14 protein-coding genes are annotated in these 16431 nt (G+C 73.5%); 5 read left to right on the top strand and 9 right to left on the bottom strand.

Features of this window, described 5'->3' with window-relative positions; genetic code table 11:
• Window positions 1–202 precede the first annotated feature (202 nt).
• Together AMK18_RS31630 and AMK18_RS31625 are read left to right on the top strand one after the other, a co-directional pair.
• Window positions 203–403 (top strand): hypothetical protein, encoded by a 201-nt coding sequence (locus tag AMK18_RS31630; RefSeq protein WP_018102896.1) that lies wholly within the window; start codon window positions 203–205, stop codon window positions 401–403.
• Between the two features lie 85 nt (window positions 404–488).
• Window positions 489–1631, top strand: a complete 1143-nt coding sequence (locus AMK18_RS31625; RefSeq protein ID WP_073865504.1) for a methyltransferase — start codon at window positions 489–491, stop codon at window positions 1629–1631.
• On the opposite strand, the gene AMK18_RS31620 is transcribed toward AMK18_RS31625, so the two are convergent.
• The 3 genes from AMK18_RS31620 to AMK18_RS31610 are packed head-to-tail and all read right to left on the bottom strand — an operon-like array spanning window position 1621 to window position 5228.
• Window positions 1621–2538, bottom strand: a complete 918-nt coding sequence (locus AMK18_RS31620; RefSeq protein ID WP_073865503.1) for an ADP-ribosylglycohydrolase family protein — start codon at window positions 2536–2538, stop codon at window positions 1621–1623. The two genes, AMK18_RS31625 and AMK18_RS31620, sit on opposite strands and share 11 nt — an antisense overlap.
• 39 nt (window positions 2539–2577) lie before the next feature.
• On the bottom strand, window positions 2578–4014 hold the full coding sequence (locus AMK18_RS31615) for an MFS transporter (RefSeq protein ID WP_073865502.1): 1437 nt from the start codon (window positions 4012–4014) through the stop codon (window positions 2578–2580).
• Window positions 4011–5228: a M20 metallopeptidase family protein gene (locus tag AMK18_RS31610; RefSeq protein ID WP_073865501.1), complete on the bottom strand. Its 1218-nt coding sequence runs from the start codon at window positions 5226–5228 to the stop codon at window positions 4011–4013. Before AMK18_RS31610 ends, AMK18_RS31615 begins: the two co-directional genes overlap by 4 nt.
• 104 nt (window positions 5229–5332) lie before the next feature.
• On the opposite strand from AMK18_RS31610, the gene AMK18_RS31605 reads away from it, so the two are divergent.
• Window positions 5333–6406 carry an Lrp/AsnC family transcriptional regulator gene (locus AMK18_RS31605; RefSeq protein WP_073865500.1) on the top strand — a complete coding sequence of 358 codons (1074 nt, stop codon included), beginning with the start codon at window positions 5333–5335 and terminating at the stop codon, window positions 6404–6406.
• Between the two features lie 60 nt (window positions 6407–6466).
• Here the strand turns inward: AMK18_RS31605 and AMK18_RS31600 are convergent, their stop codons facing one another.
• The 6 genes from AMK18_RS31600 to AMK18_RS31575 all read right to left on the bottom strand — a co-directional run bounded on the left by AMK18_RS31600 (window position 6467) and on the right by AMK18_RS31575 (window position 14187).
• A complete protein-coding gene (locus AMK18_RS31600) occupies window positions 6467–7075 on the bottom strand; it encodes a hypothetical protein (protein ID WP_198957119.1) in 609 nt (202 codons plus the stop codon).
• The gene (locus AMK18_RS31595) at window positions 7072–8451 is read right to left on the bottom strand and encodes a hypothetical protein (protein ID WP_143202282.1); all 1380 of its coding nucleotides are present in this window, start codon (window positions 8449–8451) and stop codon (window positions 7072–7074) included. The genes AMK18_RS31600 and AMK18_RS31595 overlap by 4 nt, the downstream gene beginning before the upstream one ends.
• Window positions 8452–8692: 241 nt before the next feature.
• Window positions 8693–10699 (bottom strand): acetoacetate--CoA ligase, encoded by a 2007-nt coding sequence (locus AMK18_RS31590; RefSeq protein WP_073865497.1) that lies wholly within the window; start codon window positions 10697–10699, stop codon window positions 8693–8695.
• Window positions 10696–12291: a bifunctional 3-(3-hydroxy-phenyl)propionate/3-hydroxycinnamic acid hydroxylase MhpA gene (gene mhpA, locus AMK18_RS31585; protein ID WP_073865496.1), complete on the bottom strand. Its 1596-nt coding sequence runs from the start codon at window positions 12289–12291 to the stop codon at window positions 10696–10698. Before mhpA ends, AMK18_RS31590 begins: the two co-directional genes overlap by 4 nt.
• A gap of 11 nt (window positions 12292–12302) precedes the next feature.
• A complete protein-coding gene (locus AMK18_RS31580; RefSeq protein WP_073865495.1) occupies window positions 12303–13262 on the bottom strand; it encodes a VOC family protein in 960 nt (319 codons plus the stop codon).
• Between the two features lie 61 nt (window positions 13263–13323).
• Window positions 13324–14187 (bottom strand): fumarylacetoacetate hydrolase family protein, encoded by an 864-nt coding sequence (locus AMK18_RS31575; protein ID WP_073865494.1) that lies wholly within the window; start codon window positions 14185–14187, stop codon window positions 13324–13326.
• Between the two features lie 117 nt (window positions 14188–14304).
• Between AMK18_RS31575 and AMK18_RS31570 the strand changes: the two genes are divergently transcribed.
• The gene (locus AMK18_RS31570) at window positions 14305–14985 is read left to right on the top strand and encodes a GntR family transcriptional regulator (RefSeq protein ID WP_073865493.1); all 681 of its coding nucleotides are present in this window, start codon (window positions 14305–14307) and stop codon (window positions 14983–14985) included.
• A 114-nt stretch (window positions 14986–15099) separates the two neighbouring features.
• On the top strand, window positions 15100–16425 hold the full coding sequence (locus AMK18_RS31565) for a PucR family transcriptional regulator (protein WP_073865492.1): 1326 nt from the start codon (window positions 15100–15102) through the stop codon (window positions 16423–16425).
• The last annotated feature ends 6 nt before the right edge of the window (window positions 16426–16431 follow it).

The raw sequence follows: 16431 nt of genomic DNA, 5'->3' as shown, positions 1-16431 counted from the left end.
GGTGGGGGACGGCTCCGCGGTGGTCGTGTCCGCTATGTGTACGCGGGAGCCTTCCATGCGGACCGTCACGATGTGTGAACCCCGCGTATCTATCATGTGCAGGTCAAGTGAGGGCCCGGAACCCGTTCCGGAACCCCGCCCCGGCCTCGGATGCGGGAGCGCCGGGGGCGGGCGAGAATGACGGGAAGGACAAGGAGGCGGCATGAGCGACGAGTCCGATTCCGTATCCAGTACCCGGGGCCTGACTCCGGACGACCTCTTGCACACCGGCGCCACGGACAACCCGTCCGCCGAGGACCTGGTGCTCGCGTCCGGGCGGGACCTGACCCCGGCGAACCTCGAGTGGGCGGAGCGCACCCTGGCCAGGGAGGGCCGGGCGGCCATGGACAAGCGACTGCCGTAGCCGGCGGTACGGCGCGGCGGCCACGGCCGTCGCGCCCCCTGCGTGGTACGGGCGCCGGGCGCCGCTCGGTTAGCCTGAACGCACAATGAACCGTTTGACGACGTCAGAGGCCGGTTACGACCTCGCCCGCTTCCCCGAGGACCCCCGCGACCCGTTCCGTGCCTGGGACGCGGCCGACGCCTATCTGCTCCAGCACCTGGAGGAGGCGGTCGACGTCTCGGGGAACGTCGTCGTGATCGGCGACCGCTGGGGCGCCCTGAGTACGGTCCTGGCCGCGCACCACCCCGTACAGATCAGCGACTCCTACCTCGGTCAGCGGGCCACCGCCGCCAACCTGGAGCGGAACGGGCTGCCCGCCGATGCGGTGCGCCTCATGTCCCCGCGCGACACCCCGCCGGACCGCGTCGACGTCCTCCTCGTACGCGTGCCGAAGAGCCTCGCGCTCCTGGAGGACCAGCTCCACCGCATCGCGCCCGCCGTGCACGCCGGCACGGTCGTCGTCGGCACCGGGATGGTCAAGGAGATCCACACCTCCACGCTCAACCTGTTCGAGCGCATCATCGGCCCGACCCGGACCTCCCTCGCCGTCCGCAAGGCCCGGCTCATCCACTGCACCCCGGACCCCGCCCTGCCTCGCACCCCCAGCCCCTGGCCGCTGCGTTACGCGCTGCCCCAGGACGCCGGGGCGGCCGCCGGGCGCACCGTCACCAACCACGCCGGGATCTTCTGCGCCGACCGGCTCGACATCGGCACCCGCTTCTTCCTCAAGCACCTGCCGGACCGCAGCGGCCCCGACCGCGTCGTGGACCTCGGCTGCGGCAACGGCGTCCTCGGCCTCGCCGCCGCCCTCGCCAACCCCGACGCCACCGTCACCTTCGTGGACGAGTCGTACCAGGCCGTGGCCTCGGCGGAGGCGACCTTCCGCGACAACGCCGGGCCGGACGACCGGGCGCGCTTCGTCGTCGGGGACGGACTGGCCGGCGCCGAGCCCGGAAGCGCCGACCTGGTCCTCAACAACCCGCCGTTCCACTCCCACCAGGCCACCACCGACGCGACCGCCCGGACCATGTTCCACGGGGCCCGGCGCGCGCTGCGGCCGGGCGGCGAGCTCTGGGTCGTCGCCAACCGGCACCTGGGCCACCACACCACCCTGCGCCGGGTCTTCGGCAACTGCGCGACGGTGGCGGGCGACCCGAAGTTCGTCGTGCTGCGCGCGGTCAGGCGCTGAGCGCCGCCCACTCCGGCAGCGGCTCGCGGGCCGTGTGCCAGGCCGGAGGCAGGTCGGCGACGCCGGTACGGGCGGCGATCACGCCTCCCGCGATGGCGCAGGTGGTGTCGATGTCACCGCGCCCGGCCACCGTGCACCACAGCCCCTCCTCCAGATCGTCCAGGTGCCCCGCCGCGCACCACAGCGCGAACGGGACGGTGTCCGGCCCGGACATCCGGTAGCCGGAGCCCAGGACCTCCGCCGCGTGGCGGACCGAGGTGTGGGCGGGCATCCGCGACGCGATCCGGATGCCCGAGCGCACATCGCTGTCGGACAGGTGCGCGGCGACCTCCTGGAGGAACGCGGCGCGCCCGGGCGCCGGAGTGCCCCGGCCGCGCACGGCCAGCGCCGCGGCCACGGCGACCGCCACCGCCCCGGCGGCCGCCTCCGGGTGGTGGTGCGAGACCGCGCTCTGACGGGCGGCCTGCTCAATGGCGGTGTCCAGGTCCGCGGCGTGCCAGGCGCCGAGCGGGGCGACGCGCATCGCCGCCCCGTTGCCCCAGGAGCCCATGCCCTCGAACTGCGCGGTCACCAGCTCCTGCCAGGGCTCGCCCGCGCCGATGCGGCGCAGCACGTCGTGCATCGAGGCGCCGTAGCCGCGGTGCGTGTCGGCGGCGTACTCCTCGGCGAGGCGCCGGGCGAACCGGTCCTGGTCCACGGCGCCTTCGCCCTCGGCGAGTTCGCGGACCAGGACCAGCGCCTGCGCGGTGTCGTCGCTCCACCGCCACACGGGCTCCTCGGGCAGCGTCCGCGCCTCCAAGGCCTCGGCGCCCTCGCGGCGCAGGATGCCGAACCAGCGGTCGCCGAAGGCGTCACCGAAGGCGAGTCCGGCCAGTGAGTCGAGTGCGGGGACAGGTGCGACGGTCATCGGAGCAGTATGACAAGCCGGGTGCTCCGCCCGCCCGGGTTATTCCGCCGCCCCGCGCCGCGCGGCGGCCGCCGCCACGGCCGCGCCCGCCGAGAGAAGCGCGCACAGCAGCCAGACCGTGACGTACCCGGACTCGCTCGCCGCGTCCTGGGCGTCGGGGACGGCGCTTCCGGTCTCGGACGCCGGGGTCGCCAGGACGACCGCGATGACCGCTCCGGCGACCGCCCCGCCCAGGGTCTTCACGTTGTTGTACAGGGCCGTGGTGATCCCCGTACGTGAGGGCGCACCGGCCTCCGCGATCACCGTGGGCAGCGCGCCGAGCGCCACGCCGATCCCCGCGCCCGCGAGCACCTTGGCCGCCACCAGCTGCCAGATCGCCGTGTGGAACGCGGCCGTGGACAGGAAGCTCGCGCCGATCAGGGCGAACGAGGCGATCAGCGCGGGGCGGTAGCCGAGGCGCCCCGCGATGCGGTCGGTCAGCGAGGAGCAGACGACCGCGGCGACCCCGGCGGGCAGGGCGATCAGCGAGATGGCGAGGGCGGAGAGCCCGAAGCCGTAACCGGTGCGCTCCGGGTCCGCCGCGAGGAACGTGGAGTCCGGGGCCAGGCTGCCGAAGTAGACGACACCGAACGCCGCCGCACACAGGAAGTACGGGGCGACACTGCGGTCGGCCAGCGCGCGCAGGTCCACCAGCGGATCCGGCACCCGCAGCTCGCGCACCGCCCACACCGCGCCCGTCAGCAGGGCGAGCGGCACCGGGACCAGCACCGCGCCGGAGAGCAGCGGGCCGGTCTTCGCCGCGGAGATCCCCGCGAGCAGCAGGAGCACCGCCAGGCTCAGCAGGCCCACGCCCGGCCAGTCGAGCCGGGCGCCCGGCGTCCGGGCGGACTCCGGGATCGCCAGGAACGAGACCGGCACGCAGAGCAGGGCCAGCACGGCCGGGAGGAGCAGGGTGATCCGGACGTCGCCGGTCGCCTTGTGCGCCAGGCCCATGACCACCCCGCCGAGCAGGGTGCCGAGGGTGAGCGCGCCGACCAGGCGCGCGATGGCGCTGCGGGCACGTTCGACGGAGAGCCGGTCGCGTACGAGCGCGATCTCCAGCGGCAGCAGGGCGGCGAGCGGGCCCAGCAGCACCCGGCCGGCCAGCAGCACGGGCAGCGAGGGGGCGAAGGCCACGAGCAGCGAGCCGACGGCGACGCACACCAGGGAGACCCGCAGCATCCGGCGGTGCCCGTACACGTCGCCGAGCCGGCCGAACGCGGGCACGGACACGGCGGCGGCGAGCAGCTGGGCGGCGATCACCCAGTTGAGATCGGCGTCCGCGATCCCCAGCTCCGTGCCGATGTCCGGCAGCAGCGGGGCGATTCCGCCCTGAAGGAAGCCGCTGGTCAGCTCGAAGAGGACGAGGAGCCCGACGACCGCGCCGACGGACGCGGTGCCGGTGCGGGCGGCCCCGGCCGACTCCGTCGTGCTCATGACGGCTGCTCCGTGCGGTCGCCGGCCTCCTGGAGGCGTCGCGCCGCGAGCCCGGCCAGGAGGGCGGCGGCGTCCGCCACCGACCGGTCGTCGTAGACCGCCTGCGCGGAGTGGTTCATGGGGGCGGCCGACGGATCCCGACCGGCCGGGCACGCGCCGAGGCCCACGTAGGCGCCCGGCACCTCGTTCAGTACGTACGAGAAGTCCTCGGAGCCGGCGATCGGGCGCGGCGCCTCGAAGACCTGCGCGGCGCCGAGCACTTCGCGTGCGGTGCGCAGCGCGAACGCGGCCTCGGCGGCGTCGTTGACGGTGACCGGGTAGCCCTCGCGGTAGTCGGTCGCGGCGGTCAGGCCGTGCGCGGCGGCGATCCCCCGCACGGTCCGTTCCAGGGCGGCCCGGACCCGGGCCCGGGTCTCCTCGGAGAACGTCCTGATGGTGGCGGTGAACTCGGCGGTCCCGGGGATGACGTTCCCGGCCGAGCCCGCGTGCAGCGATCCCACGGTGATCACGGCCGGGTCGAAGATGTCGACGGTGCGCGTGACCAGGGTCTGGAGCGCGGTGACCATCTCGCAGACGGCCGGGACCGGGTCCAGGGCCAGGTGCGGCGAAGAGCCGTGACCGCCGGCGCCCACCACCCGGACGGTGACCTCGTCGGAGGCGGCGAGCATCGGGCCCGGCCGTACGGCGGCGGTGCCGACGGGCAGCACCGCGGAGGTGACGTGCAGCGCGTACGCGGCGACGACCCGGGTCCCGGCCGCGTCGAGCACGCCCTCCTCGATCATCAGCGGGGCGCCGCCCATGCCCTCCTCGCCCGGCTGGAACATGAACACCACGTCGCCCGCCAGCTCCTCGCGCCGCGCGGCCAGCAGCATGGCGGCCCCGACCAGCCCGGCGGTGTGCACGTCGTGGCCGCAGGCGTGCATCCGCCCGGGCACCTCGGAGGCGTACGGCACCCCGCTGTCCTCCTGGACGGGCAGCGCGTCCATGTCACCGCGCAGCAGCACGGCGGGGCCGGGGCGGCCGCCGCGCAGGACGGCGGTCACCGAGGTGAGCCGGCTGCCGGTGGTGATCTCCAGGGGCAGTCCGGACAGGGCGTCCAGGACGGCCCGCTGGGTGCGGGGGAGGTCGAGACCGAGCTCGGGCTGCCGGTGCAGGGCGTGGCGCAGCCGGACCAGGGAGTCTTCGAAGGCGAGGGCGTCAGTGCGTGCGAACATGCCTGGTATGGTGCCGATCCGGCCGAACGGACCGGCTCGTGTGCACGTATCCTCCGGAACGGGCGGATCGTTTGCCGATAACCACCACTCCGGAGGGCGGCCTCGTGCTGGACGAACTCGATCTGCTCCTCGTCACCGCGCTCCAGATCGCGCCGCGCGCGGACTGGCGGACCATCGGGGACGTGCTCGACATCGACGCCTCGACGGTCGCCCGGCGCTGGGCCCGGCTCACCCAGGCCGGGCACGCCTGGATCGGCGTACACCCCTCGGTCGCGGCGAGCGGCCCGCACACCTGGACCCTGGTCGCGTTCATCGAGGTGGACTGTGTCCCCGGGCGGCTGCACGAGGTGGCCGGGCACATCGCGGACGACCCGCACGTGTTCAACCTGGAGCACGTCAGCGGCAGCCGGGACCTCGTGATCACCGCGGTCTTCACGGACCACGCCCAGCTCGCCCGGTACGTCGGCTTCCGCCTCGGCGCCCTCGACGGCGTCGCGGCCTCCCGCACCCAGGTCGCCACTACCCTGCACACCGAGGGCAGCCGCTGGCGGCTCGACCGCCTCACCGAGGAGCAGCGCCGCAAGCTCGCTCCGCCCGCCCCGCACCGGCAGCCCACCCACACCGTTCCCGAACGCGACCTCGAACTCGTCCGGGTCCTCGGCGAGGACCCGCGCCGACCCGTCGCCCACATCGCCGAACGCACCGGGCTCAGCCCGACGACCGTCCGCCGCCGCCTCGACCGCCTGGACGCCGACCGGGCGCTCTCCTACCGGTGCGAGGTGGCGCGGTCGCTCTCCGGCTGGCCGGTCTCGGTCTCGTACTGGGCGGCGGTGCCGCAGAGCCGGGCGCCCCAGCTCGCGAAGAGCATCAGCCAGATCCGCGAGATCCGGCTCTGCGCCTCGCTGACCGGCCCGCACAACCTGCTCCTGGCCGCCTGGCTGCGCTCGGTGGACGACATCGGCGCCTTCGAGACCCGGCTGACCGCCCGCCACCCCGAACTGACGGTGGCCGACCGGGCGCTCACCCTCTGGCCGATGAAGCTCGCCGGGCACCTCCTCGACCCGCAGGGCCGCCATCTGCGGGCCGTCCCCCTGGCCAGCTGGGAGGGCACCCACTCCGACACCGCGGAGGCGGCCCTCCTGGACCGCCTCCGGAGAGGCCCTGGGGCGGGTCCGTAGAGGCGCGAAGTCGGCCGGTCACGGCGGTGAACCGGGTGCGGGACGTGCGGCCAGACGTGCTCAGGAGCGCTTTCTCCGAGGGGTGTCGTCGACGACGCCGAGATACAGGATGTCGTCGAGCGCACCGGGGTCGAGGGTGTTGTGCAGGAATCGAACGGCCTGCCCGACCCGGGGCTCCCTGCGCTCGGCGGTGCGCACGGACCTCCGGATCGAAGCGTCCTGGTCCAGCTCCGCCGCGATGGTGAGATCGTACTGAGGCTGCCCTTCGCTGTCCGAGGTCGTATCGACGACGACCTCGGTGATCGTGCCCAGGGTCTCCGTGCCGTCGGCGTAGCACGCCGCCTCCAGCAGAAGGGACGTGACAAACCACGGCAGGATCATGGCCACCAGGGCGGCCAGCGCGGCGGGGGCGACCCACCACGGCGCATCGGTGAAGATCCGGAGCCCCGGCACGAAGAGGCCGGCGACCGCCAGGAGCGGGAACCCGACCAGCACCAGGACGGAGACGCACGTGCCGGGGATCGCGAGGACGAGGCAGACGCGCTTCAGGCGCGCCCAGCGCCGGATGCGCGCCCGGGTCTCCGGCGTGCGCGCCGCGGCCGTCCACTCGGCCGTCTGCGCACGGGGCGGGAACAGGGTCTGCACGATGGCGTTCTCGCGCATGCTCATCGCGCGCTCCTCGCGGCCCGACGGCGCGCCTTCTCGCGCATCCGCTGAAAGGTCTTCCCCCGCGGGACCGTTGTCACCACAGGCTGTGGGTCCTCGGGGTCCTTCGGGGCGGTGATCAGCACCCACTGGTGCGCGGCGAAGTCCTCGGAGGTTCCGAACCCCGGGATGAACGGGAGATACCAGCCGCCTTTCGCCTCCGTCCCGAAGAGCCGTTCCGCCGGGAGAGTCTCGTCCAGACAGGAGGTGTCGACGGCGGTGACAGCCGTGATCCAGGTGCGCAGCGCCTGATGGATCCGCCTGGCGGCTCGATCACCGAGCCGGTGATCGAGCGCGATGAACGTCGGGGAGCTGTCACCCTCGCCGCCGCCAAGGTCCCACGGAGCGCGGTGGAGGGTGCAGAGCACCCCGTGTCGGTAGATCCGCTCGTGGTCGGCCAGGTCTTCTCTCCGGATGTTCAATCGGTGCACGAGCACGCCGACCGAGACCAGCAGCCATACGAACGCCGCTACCCACAGCGCCCAGAAGAACCCGTCAGGCCCTGCATCGCTCGAATCGTCGACGGTCAGGAACCAGAGAAGCCCGATCGCCGCCACCGGCAGGCACACCCAGAAGACCGGCGCGTGGATGAGCTGCGTACGCGCGAAGCTGCCCGAGTCCTCCCAGAGCCGGACCTCCTGCACCGATTCCGGCAGCGGTGCGTCCTCCGGGCGACGGATGACCGGGGCCGGACGGGACAGGGCCGCCCAGATGCCCTGCGGGTCGGCGGGGAACGAACGCCGCTCACCCCGTACCTCGCCGTCGAAAGGATCACGCTCGGTCTTGAACTTCATGATCCCGAGGAACGGAGAACCGGCCCGCGGCTCGGACCATCGCACGCGCTCGACGCGGGCACGCACCCCGTCGAGGTCGTAGCCGGCGCGCGGCACGGCGGTGAGTGAATCCGCGAGCAGGCACCGCGTCGTCGCCGGAGCACCCGGTACCGCGTCCGCGCGCAGTCGTGTCCGAGGGTTCTCCAAGTACCGTACGGAGACCTCGGCGCCGACCGTGAAACGCGGCAGTTGGCCGCCCGGGATCACATCGGCGAGACAGGCCCTGATCCGCTCACCCGCCTTCGTGGCGTATTCGACCTCGACCAACCAGGCATCGTGGATCAGCGAGCGCACATACGCCTCGTGCGCCGCCGCAGGCGCAAGATTTCGACACCAGTCGAGGAACCTGCCCACGGGCGAGGTGTGCCGACGGTTCCACACGGGAAGCGGCGCGGGATGGAAGGCCCGAACCACCGCGGGAACGGGCTCAGCGGCGAGCCTGGGCAGAGGATCACGGGCCGTCCCGCGCCGGAGAACGATCATGACGCGCGTGAGGACGTAGATCACGAAAGCACCGACGCATCCGCCGACGATGAGCCACACCCACCAGGGCGGGTCTTGCGAATCGGTGCAGCACGTCCAAGCTGTCGGAACCACCGCACCCCCTCCACCGTCTGCCGTCTCCCGGAGGAACATCGCATCGTCGTGGTGCGGAGTTCAGCTTCGCGCTCCGGCCAGTCCGCCCCTGTGCGAGGTGGAGGCCGGACGTCATGACGCCCCTCCCGTCACCCCTCACGATATCGGCCCCTCACCCCCGATCACAGAGTGCCGGGAGCATCGGGCCGCCATACGCGAACCGGGTGAAGTAGGCGAGCGCCGAGAAGTCGTCCACCGCCTCCCGCCCGGCGACCTTGTCGATCGCGGCGCCCTGGAGCAGCCGCTTGACCGGCACCTCCAGCTTCTTGCCGGTACGGGTGTGCGGCAGCGCGGGCACCTCGATGACCGTGTCGGGGACATGGCGCGGCGAGGCGTGCGTGCGGATCGCGGTCCTGATCGTGTCGCGCAGCTCCTCGTCCAGTACCCGGCCGGGCTCCAGGACCACGAACAGGGGCATCCAGTAGTCGCCGTCGGGCAGTTCGGCGCCGATGACGAGGCTCTCCCGGATGCCGGGCAGCTCGTCCACCACCGCGTAGACGTCCGCGCTGCCGAGGCGCACCCCGTGCCGGTTCAGCGTGGCGTCCGAGCGGCCGGAGACGATGACGCTGCCGTGCGCGGTGCGGGTCATCCAGTCGCCGTGCCGCCACACACCCGGGTACGCGCCGAAGTACGCCTCGCGGTACCGGATGCCGTCGGGGTCGTTCCAGAAGCGGAGCGGCATCGACGGCATGGGCCGGGTGACCACCAGCTCGCCGACCTCGCCGGTGACGGGCCTGCCGTCCCGGTCGAAGGCCTCCAGGGCGACCCCGAGCAGCGGTGCGGACATCTCGCCCGGCCACACGGGTGTGGTGGGGGCGCCGCCCGCGAAGCCGCTCACGATGTCCGTGCCGCCGCTGGTGGACGCGGTCTGCACGCGGGGGCCCACGTGGTCGTGGACCCAGTGGTACGACTGGGCGGGCAGCGGCGCCCCGGTGCAGCCGAGGACGCGCAGGGCGGACAGGTCCAGATCGCGCCCGGGTTCCAGGCCCGCCTTGGCCGAGCCCTGGAGGTAGCCGGGGCTGACGCCGAGGACGGTGACCCGGTGTTCGGCGGCGAGCTCCCACAGGCGCCCCGGTCCGGGATGGGCCGGGCTGCCGTCGTAGAGCACCGGGGTGGCGCCCATCAGGAGGCCCGAGACGACCATGTTCCACATCATCCAGTTGGGCGTCGTGTACCAGAGGCACCGGTCGCCCGGCCCGAGGTCCAGATGGAGTCCGAGCAGCTTGTGGTGGTCGAAGAGGACCCCGCCGTGGCCGTGGACGATGCCCTTGGGCGTGCCCGTGGTGCCGGAGGAGAACAGCACCCACAGCGGCGCGTCGAACGGCAGCTGTTCGAACACGCACTCCGCGGGCTCGGCGAGGGCGTCCGCCCAGCTCACCACGGAGGCTTCCGGGTGCCCCGCCGGGGAGAGGCCGAGGACCGGCACCTCCACGGTGACCCGGACGGACGGCAGCGCCTCGCGCAGCGCGGCGGTCTCGGCGCGGCGGTCGTGCTCCCGGCCGTTCCACCGGTAGCCGTCGGCCGCGAAGAGGACGACCGGTTCCAGCTGGGCGAAACGGCCGGCGGCGCCCTCGGCACCGTAATCCTGGCCACAGGCCGACCAGATGGCGCCGATCGACGCGCAGGCCAGGAACGCCACCACGGTGTGCGCGCTGTTCGGCAGGTAGCCGACGACCCGGTCGCCCGCCGTCACGCCCTGCCGCCGCAGCCAGCCGGACAACGACCCTACTCGGGAACGGAGTTCGCCCCAGGTGACGTACGCGGTGGCACCGCTCTCGTCCGCCGCGATCAGCGCCGCCTCGTCCGGCTCGCCCGGACGCAGCGCGTGCTCCGCGTAGTTCAGCCGGGCCCCGGAGAACCAGCGGGTGCCCGGCATCGGCGTGTCGTCGATGACCCGGTCCCAGGTGCCGGTGATCCGGAGGGAGAAGAACTCGCCGACGGCGGACCAGAAGCCGGGCAGGTCCTCGACCGACCAGGCGTGCAGTGACGCGTAGTCGGCGTGGACGGTGCCGGTGCGCTCGGCGACGAAGTCCGTGAACCGGGCGAGCCGGGAGCGCGCGGCCTCGGCCGGGTCGGGCAGCCAGATGGGCTCGGGGGGCGTGGGGACCGTCGTGCTCATCGCGCGCCTCCTGCCGTGACGACGGGCGCCGGGGCCAGCTGCTCCGCGAGGTCGTCCACGAGCCCCGCGAGGCCGTCCGGCGTGGTGGCGGTGCCGAAGAGATAGTGGTCGGGGCGGATCACGACGGCCGCCTGCCCCTCCTCGGCGAGATGGGGGAGGTAGAAGCCGTCCACGTCGACGGCGGCCACGTTCTCCTCGCCGTCGTCAGGTGAGGACACCAGGTGCAGCAGGCGCGCCCCGATCCCGTCGAGGAAGGCCAGCTGCCGCGCCGACAGCACCGTACGCGGGTCGGTGAGGCAGGCGACGACGAAGCCGCGTCCGGTGACCTCGTTGAGCAGGCCGGTGCGGCCCCGGTACGTGACGCGGGCCTGCCTGCTCTGCACCCCGGCGGCCCCGCCACCGGCACGGGCCACGAGACCGTCCGTCAGCACGGCCGGGGGCAGCGGCGGCAGGGCCTTGTCCGGGTCGGCGCCGTGGCCGGTCAGATACGCGTCGCGCTCCGCCGCCCGCTCCGGGTCCGTGACACAGATGACCTTGCCCAGCTCCACCGACATCCCGATCGCGTGCTGGACGTGGGCCGCGCGCTCGCTGCCGTAGGTGTCCAGCAGCTCCGGGGCGGCGGCGCCGCGCAGGACCAGGTCGAGCTTGAAGGTGAGGTTGGCGGCGTCCCGGATGCCGGAGCACATGCCCTGGCCCGCGAACGGCGGCATCAGGTGGGCCGCGTCCCCGGCGAGCAGCAGCCGCCCGGAACGCCAGACGTCCGCCCACTGCGCCTGGAAGGTGTAGACGGCGTGCCGTTCCAGCTCGCAGCTGTCCGGGGTCATCCCGAAGGGTTCGAGCAGGCGCCAGGCGGTGGCCTCGGTGTCGAGCTCCGCCACCGTCTCGCCGGCCATGCGCATGAACTCCCAGCGCCGCCGGCCGGGCCCGCCGGACACCACGGTCGTGGGCCGCTCCGGGTCGCAGATCTGGAGGTTGACCGGGTCCCAGACGCGCGGGACGTGCGGGCGGACGTCCACGATGAGCCAGTCGTAGAAGAACCCGAGGTCCGTCATCCGGGTCGGCATGTGGCCGCGTACGAAGCTGTGGGCGCCGTCCGCGCCCACCACCCAGGCGGCGGTGATCTCGTGCTGACGCCCCTCGGTGTCCCGCGCGGTCACGGTGACGTCCTCGTCACCCTGGGCCAGGGCCACCGCCTCGTACCCGCGCAGGACCGTCACCTCCGGGCGCGCCTCGACGGCCTCGGCCAGCGCCCGTTCCAGGTCGGGCTGGTACGTCATGGAGGCGCGCGGCCAGCCGGACGGGCCGGGGCCCGACCAGTCGAAGGTCAGCAGCGGGGTGCCCGAGGCGTTGCGCCACTCGTAGGTGTCGGCCGGTTCGGAGAGCGCGCCCAGCCGGTCGCCGATGCCCGCGTCGGCGAGCAGCCGGGCGGCCTCGTCGTCGAAGTGGACGGCGCGCGGCAGGGGGTAGGGGGTGGGCCACTGTTCGAGGACGGTGACCCGCCATCCGTCCCGGGCCAGGAACAGAGCGGTGGTCAGGCCGACCGGCCCGGCTCCGACGACCAGGACGTCGCTGCGGTCGTGTGTGTGCTGCATGGCGTGCGTCCTCACCGGGTCGGCGCGTGGGCGCCGGTCATCAGGGCCGCCAGGTCCTCCGGGGCGAGGAACGACGGGGGAGGGGGCGGGCCCCACGCGTACAGCGACTTCATGCCCTCGAAGACGCCGGGCTTCCACAGCGCGTCGTCCACGATGCAGTCGAGGTCGGAGTAGTACTCGGAGAAGGTGCCGGCCGGGTCCTTGAGGTACCAGAAGAAGTTCGAGCCGATGTAGTGGCGGCCGAGCCCCCAGGTGTGCCGGTCCGGGTCCGCCTCCAGCATCGCGGTGGCGCCCCGGCCGATCTCGTCCACGTCGTCCACCTGCCACGAGGTGTGGTGCAGGAAGGCGACGGGGGCCTGCTGCACCAGGACGTTGTGGTGGTCGCTGGAGCAGCGCATGAACGCGGCCAGGCCCTTGACCGTGTCGCTGACCTTGAAGCCGATGCCCTCCCGGAAGAAGCGCTGGGAGGTCTCCTGGTCCGTCGAGCCGAGGACCACGTGCCCCAGCTTGCGCGGCCGCACCGGCTCCTCGCGCAGGATGCCGGGGGCGCGGTGCCCGAGACGGACGTCCGCACCCGGCGCGTTGTGGAGCGGCGCCTCGACGGGGGTCTGCCGCAGGCGCGGGGCGATCTCGACGCGGACCAGGACCTCGGTGCCCGGGTCGACCGCCGTCACCGACTGCTCCGCGCGGTGGACGGGCACGCCGAGCCGGGCCAGCGAAGCGGCCACCCGGTCCAGGTCGTCCGGGTCCTCGGCCCCGACGCCGAGTTCGACCAGGCGGCGGCGGGGCGCGTGCACGACGCGCAACTGCTCGCTGCCGTCGACCGTGGACAGGGTGTACGAGGACTGCGGCTCGTCGGCCCGGCCGGGGGCGCCGCCCACGGGGGTGAGGCCGAAGTCGGCGTAGTAGGCGGCCGTCTGTTCGACGTTCGGCACGCCCATGACGATCCGGGTCAGTCGGTGCAGTGACATGGAACGGCTCTCTTTCGGGGTCGGCGGGGCTGGACCGGGGGAGACCCGGGGGCCGGGACGGTCAGGGGGCGAGCATCGGGTTGCGCAGCGTTCCGATGCCTTCGATCCAGGTGACGAGTACGTCTCCGGGGGCGAGGAACTTCTGCGGGGTGCGGGCGCCGCCGACCCCGGCCGGGGTGCCGGTGAAGACCAGGTCGCCCGGGAGCAGGGGGCAGACGGCCGACAGCCGGACGATGAGCTCCGGGACGTCGAAGACCATCTCCGAGGTGCGGCTCTTCTGAAGGACCTCACCCCCGTCGAGCCGGCAGCCCAGCTCCAGGTCGTCCGGGTTCGCGAACTCGTCGGTGCTGACCAGCTCCGGGCCGGTCGGCGCGAAGCCCGGGTAGGACTTGCCGAGCGAGAACTGCGGCGCCGGGCCGGTCAGCTGGAGCCGGCGCTCGGACAGGTCCTGGCCCACCGTCAGCCCCGCCACGTACGACCAGGCGGTCTCGCGCGTCGCGTGGTGGCAGTGGCGGCCGATGACGGCGACGAGCTCGGTCTCCCAGTCGACCAGCCCGTCAGGCAGGGTGACGGGCGACTCGGGGCCGGTCAGCGAGGTCCGGAACTTGGTGAAGACGGCAGGCTCGGCCGGGACGTCGAGCTTCGACTCCGCGATGTGGTCGAGGTAGTTGAGGCCGACCGCGAAGATCTGGGCGGGCCGGGGGACCGGCGGGCCCCACACCGCGCCTTCGCCCGCGCCCACCACGGGCGCCCCGGCCGCGGCGGGCGAGGCCAGATACTCGCCGCACCAGGTGGAGAACGCCTCCCAGTCGGTGAACACGTCCTGCGGATCGGGTCCGAAGCGTCCCCCGCTCGCCTCCGCCGCGTCGAGAAAGCCCTGCGGGCCCTTGATGGCCAGCCGTCCGTCGATGTGCGCCAGGCGCATGAGGTCCTCCATGCCGTGCGGGGGTGTCTGCTGCGCAGTCTTGCCCTGTAATCTCGATGAAGCAAGAGATTAACGATATTTTCTATGACTGTCGTTCGACTGCTACGGTGTGTGGTCATGGCTGGTGAGAAGGCAACACGAGGCGGCGTCGTCTACGCGCAGATCCGCGAGGACATCTTTCAGGGGGTCTTCGAGCCCGGGCAGCGACTGCGCCTGGTCGAGCTGGCCCGGCGTTTCTCGGTCAGCCAGTCGGTCGTCCGCGAAGCGCTCACCCGCCTCTCCGGGCAGGGCCTCGTCCATGCCGCGCCGCAGCAGGGCTTCAGCGTGGTCACCGTCTCGCTCGCGGACCTCAACGAGCTGACCGAGGCCCGGATCGAGCTGGAGACCCTGGTCCTGCGCCGGTCCATGGAACGTGGGGGCATCACATGGGAGGCGGCCGTCGTCGCCGCCCACCACCATCTGGCCGGCACCGAGGGCATGCGGAGCGACGGCACGCCCAACCCCGAGTGGTTCGCCGTCCACGAGCGCTTCCACCAGACCCTGCTGGAGGGGTGCGGCAACGCCAGGCTGCTGACCGCCGCGCTCGGCCTGCGGGACGCCGCGACGCTCTACCGGCGCTGGTCGCTGCCCGTGGGCCACGACACCGAGCGCGATGTCGCCGGCGAACACCAGGCGATCGTGGACGCCGTCCTCGCCCGGGACGCCGACACCGCGACCGCCCTCCTCGCCCGGCACATCGACCGCACCTCGCAGGCCCTGCGCACCGTGATCGCGGACGACCCGGCGGCGGTCGCCTAGTCCGCCGGGCCCGGATGCGGGAGCCGCTGTCCGGTGGCAGCCTGCGAGGCAGCGGCCCGGCGACCGGCACGGCAACGCAGCGCCCGCTGCTCTCACGACGGCAAGGACGACGTCATGACGGCTCACCACGACCCCGCCCCCTCCGGCTGGGTCCACCGGCTCGCCCCCGCCCCGGCGGACGCGCCGGGCACGCCCGCCGGCTCGGAGCCCACCCTGGCCGAGGCGACCGGCCGCCTCGGCCAGGGGCCCGTGGCCTGGGCCGTGCTCGTCGGCACCGGACTGGCCCGCGTCATCATCCGCGAGGTGCCCGAACTGGGCGGCGGCCCCGCCCCCTTCGAAACCCTCCGGATGGGCACCGAAGCGGCCGTCCTGCGCGCGCTGCTCCTGCTGGCCGACCCGGCGGCCGACCGGACCGTCCCCGAGGAATCCCTCCTGGGGGACCGCGAGTTCGCCCGGCGCCGGGTCGGGCTCGACAAGGTGCTGCGCGGCATCCGCGTCGCACACGCCGCACTGGCCCGGGAGCTGATGGCCGCCTGCCGGGAACGCGCGGCGCCCGAGGACTGCGCGGAGGAGTTCCTGCGCATCTCCGAACTGCTCTTCGGCTTCATGGACGAGTTCTCCTCCCGGATGACCACCGAATACCTGACCGAGCACGACCGCTGGCTCGCCAGCGGTGCGGCGGCGCGCGAGGAGACCGTGCGCGCGATCCTCGACGGGCAGCCCGTACGCGAGGACACGGCGCGAGAACTCCTGGCCTACCGCCTCGAGGGCCGCCATCTGGCGCTCGTCGCCTGGTGCGAGAGCCCGGCCGCCGGTGCCGCCGGGGACCTCCAGCGCGCCGCGGCCGACCTGCTCCACCTGCGCGGCTGCTCCTCGGCCCTGATCCTGCCGACCGGCCGGACCACGCTGTGGGCCTGGGGCGACCCGCAGGCCCCGCACCCCGCCGAGATGCCGCCGGGCGCCACGTATCCCGAGGGCTTCGGGTTCGCCTTCGGCTCCGTACGCCACGGGCTCACCGGCTTCCGCCAGTCGCACCAGGACGCCCAGCACGCCGCCCGCGTCATGCGGCTCAACCCGGGCGGCACCGGGCCGGTCGTGGACTACCCGGACGTCGAGCTCCCGGCCCTGCTCTCCGCCGACCTCCCCGCCCTGCGCCGCTTCACCGGCGACGAACTGGGGGCCCTGGCGGCGGACAGCCCGCACGCCGAGCAGCTGCGCCGCACCCTGCGGCTCTACCTGCGCAACGAACGCAGCCTGATGGCGGCCGCGGCCCAGCTCCACGTGGCGCGCAACACCGTCACGTACCGCGTCAAGCGCGCCCAGGAACTCCTGGGACACGACCTGACGGCCCGGCTGCCCGAGGTGATGGCGGCCCTCGAAGCGGCCAGGGTGCTGGGCCCGGCCGTGCTCCGGCCCGAGAACGCAGCCCACGACGCCTGACCCGGC

It is taken from the genome of Streptomyces sp. CB01249 (assembly GCF_001905735.1).
Classification (GTDB): Bacteria; Actinomycetota; Actinomycetes; order Streptomycetales; family Streptomycetaceae; genus Streptomyces.
The sequence above is the reverse complement of the archived record's forward strand: the minus strand, read 5'-3'. Positions and strand labels throughout refer to the sequence as shown.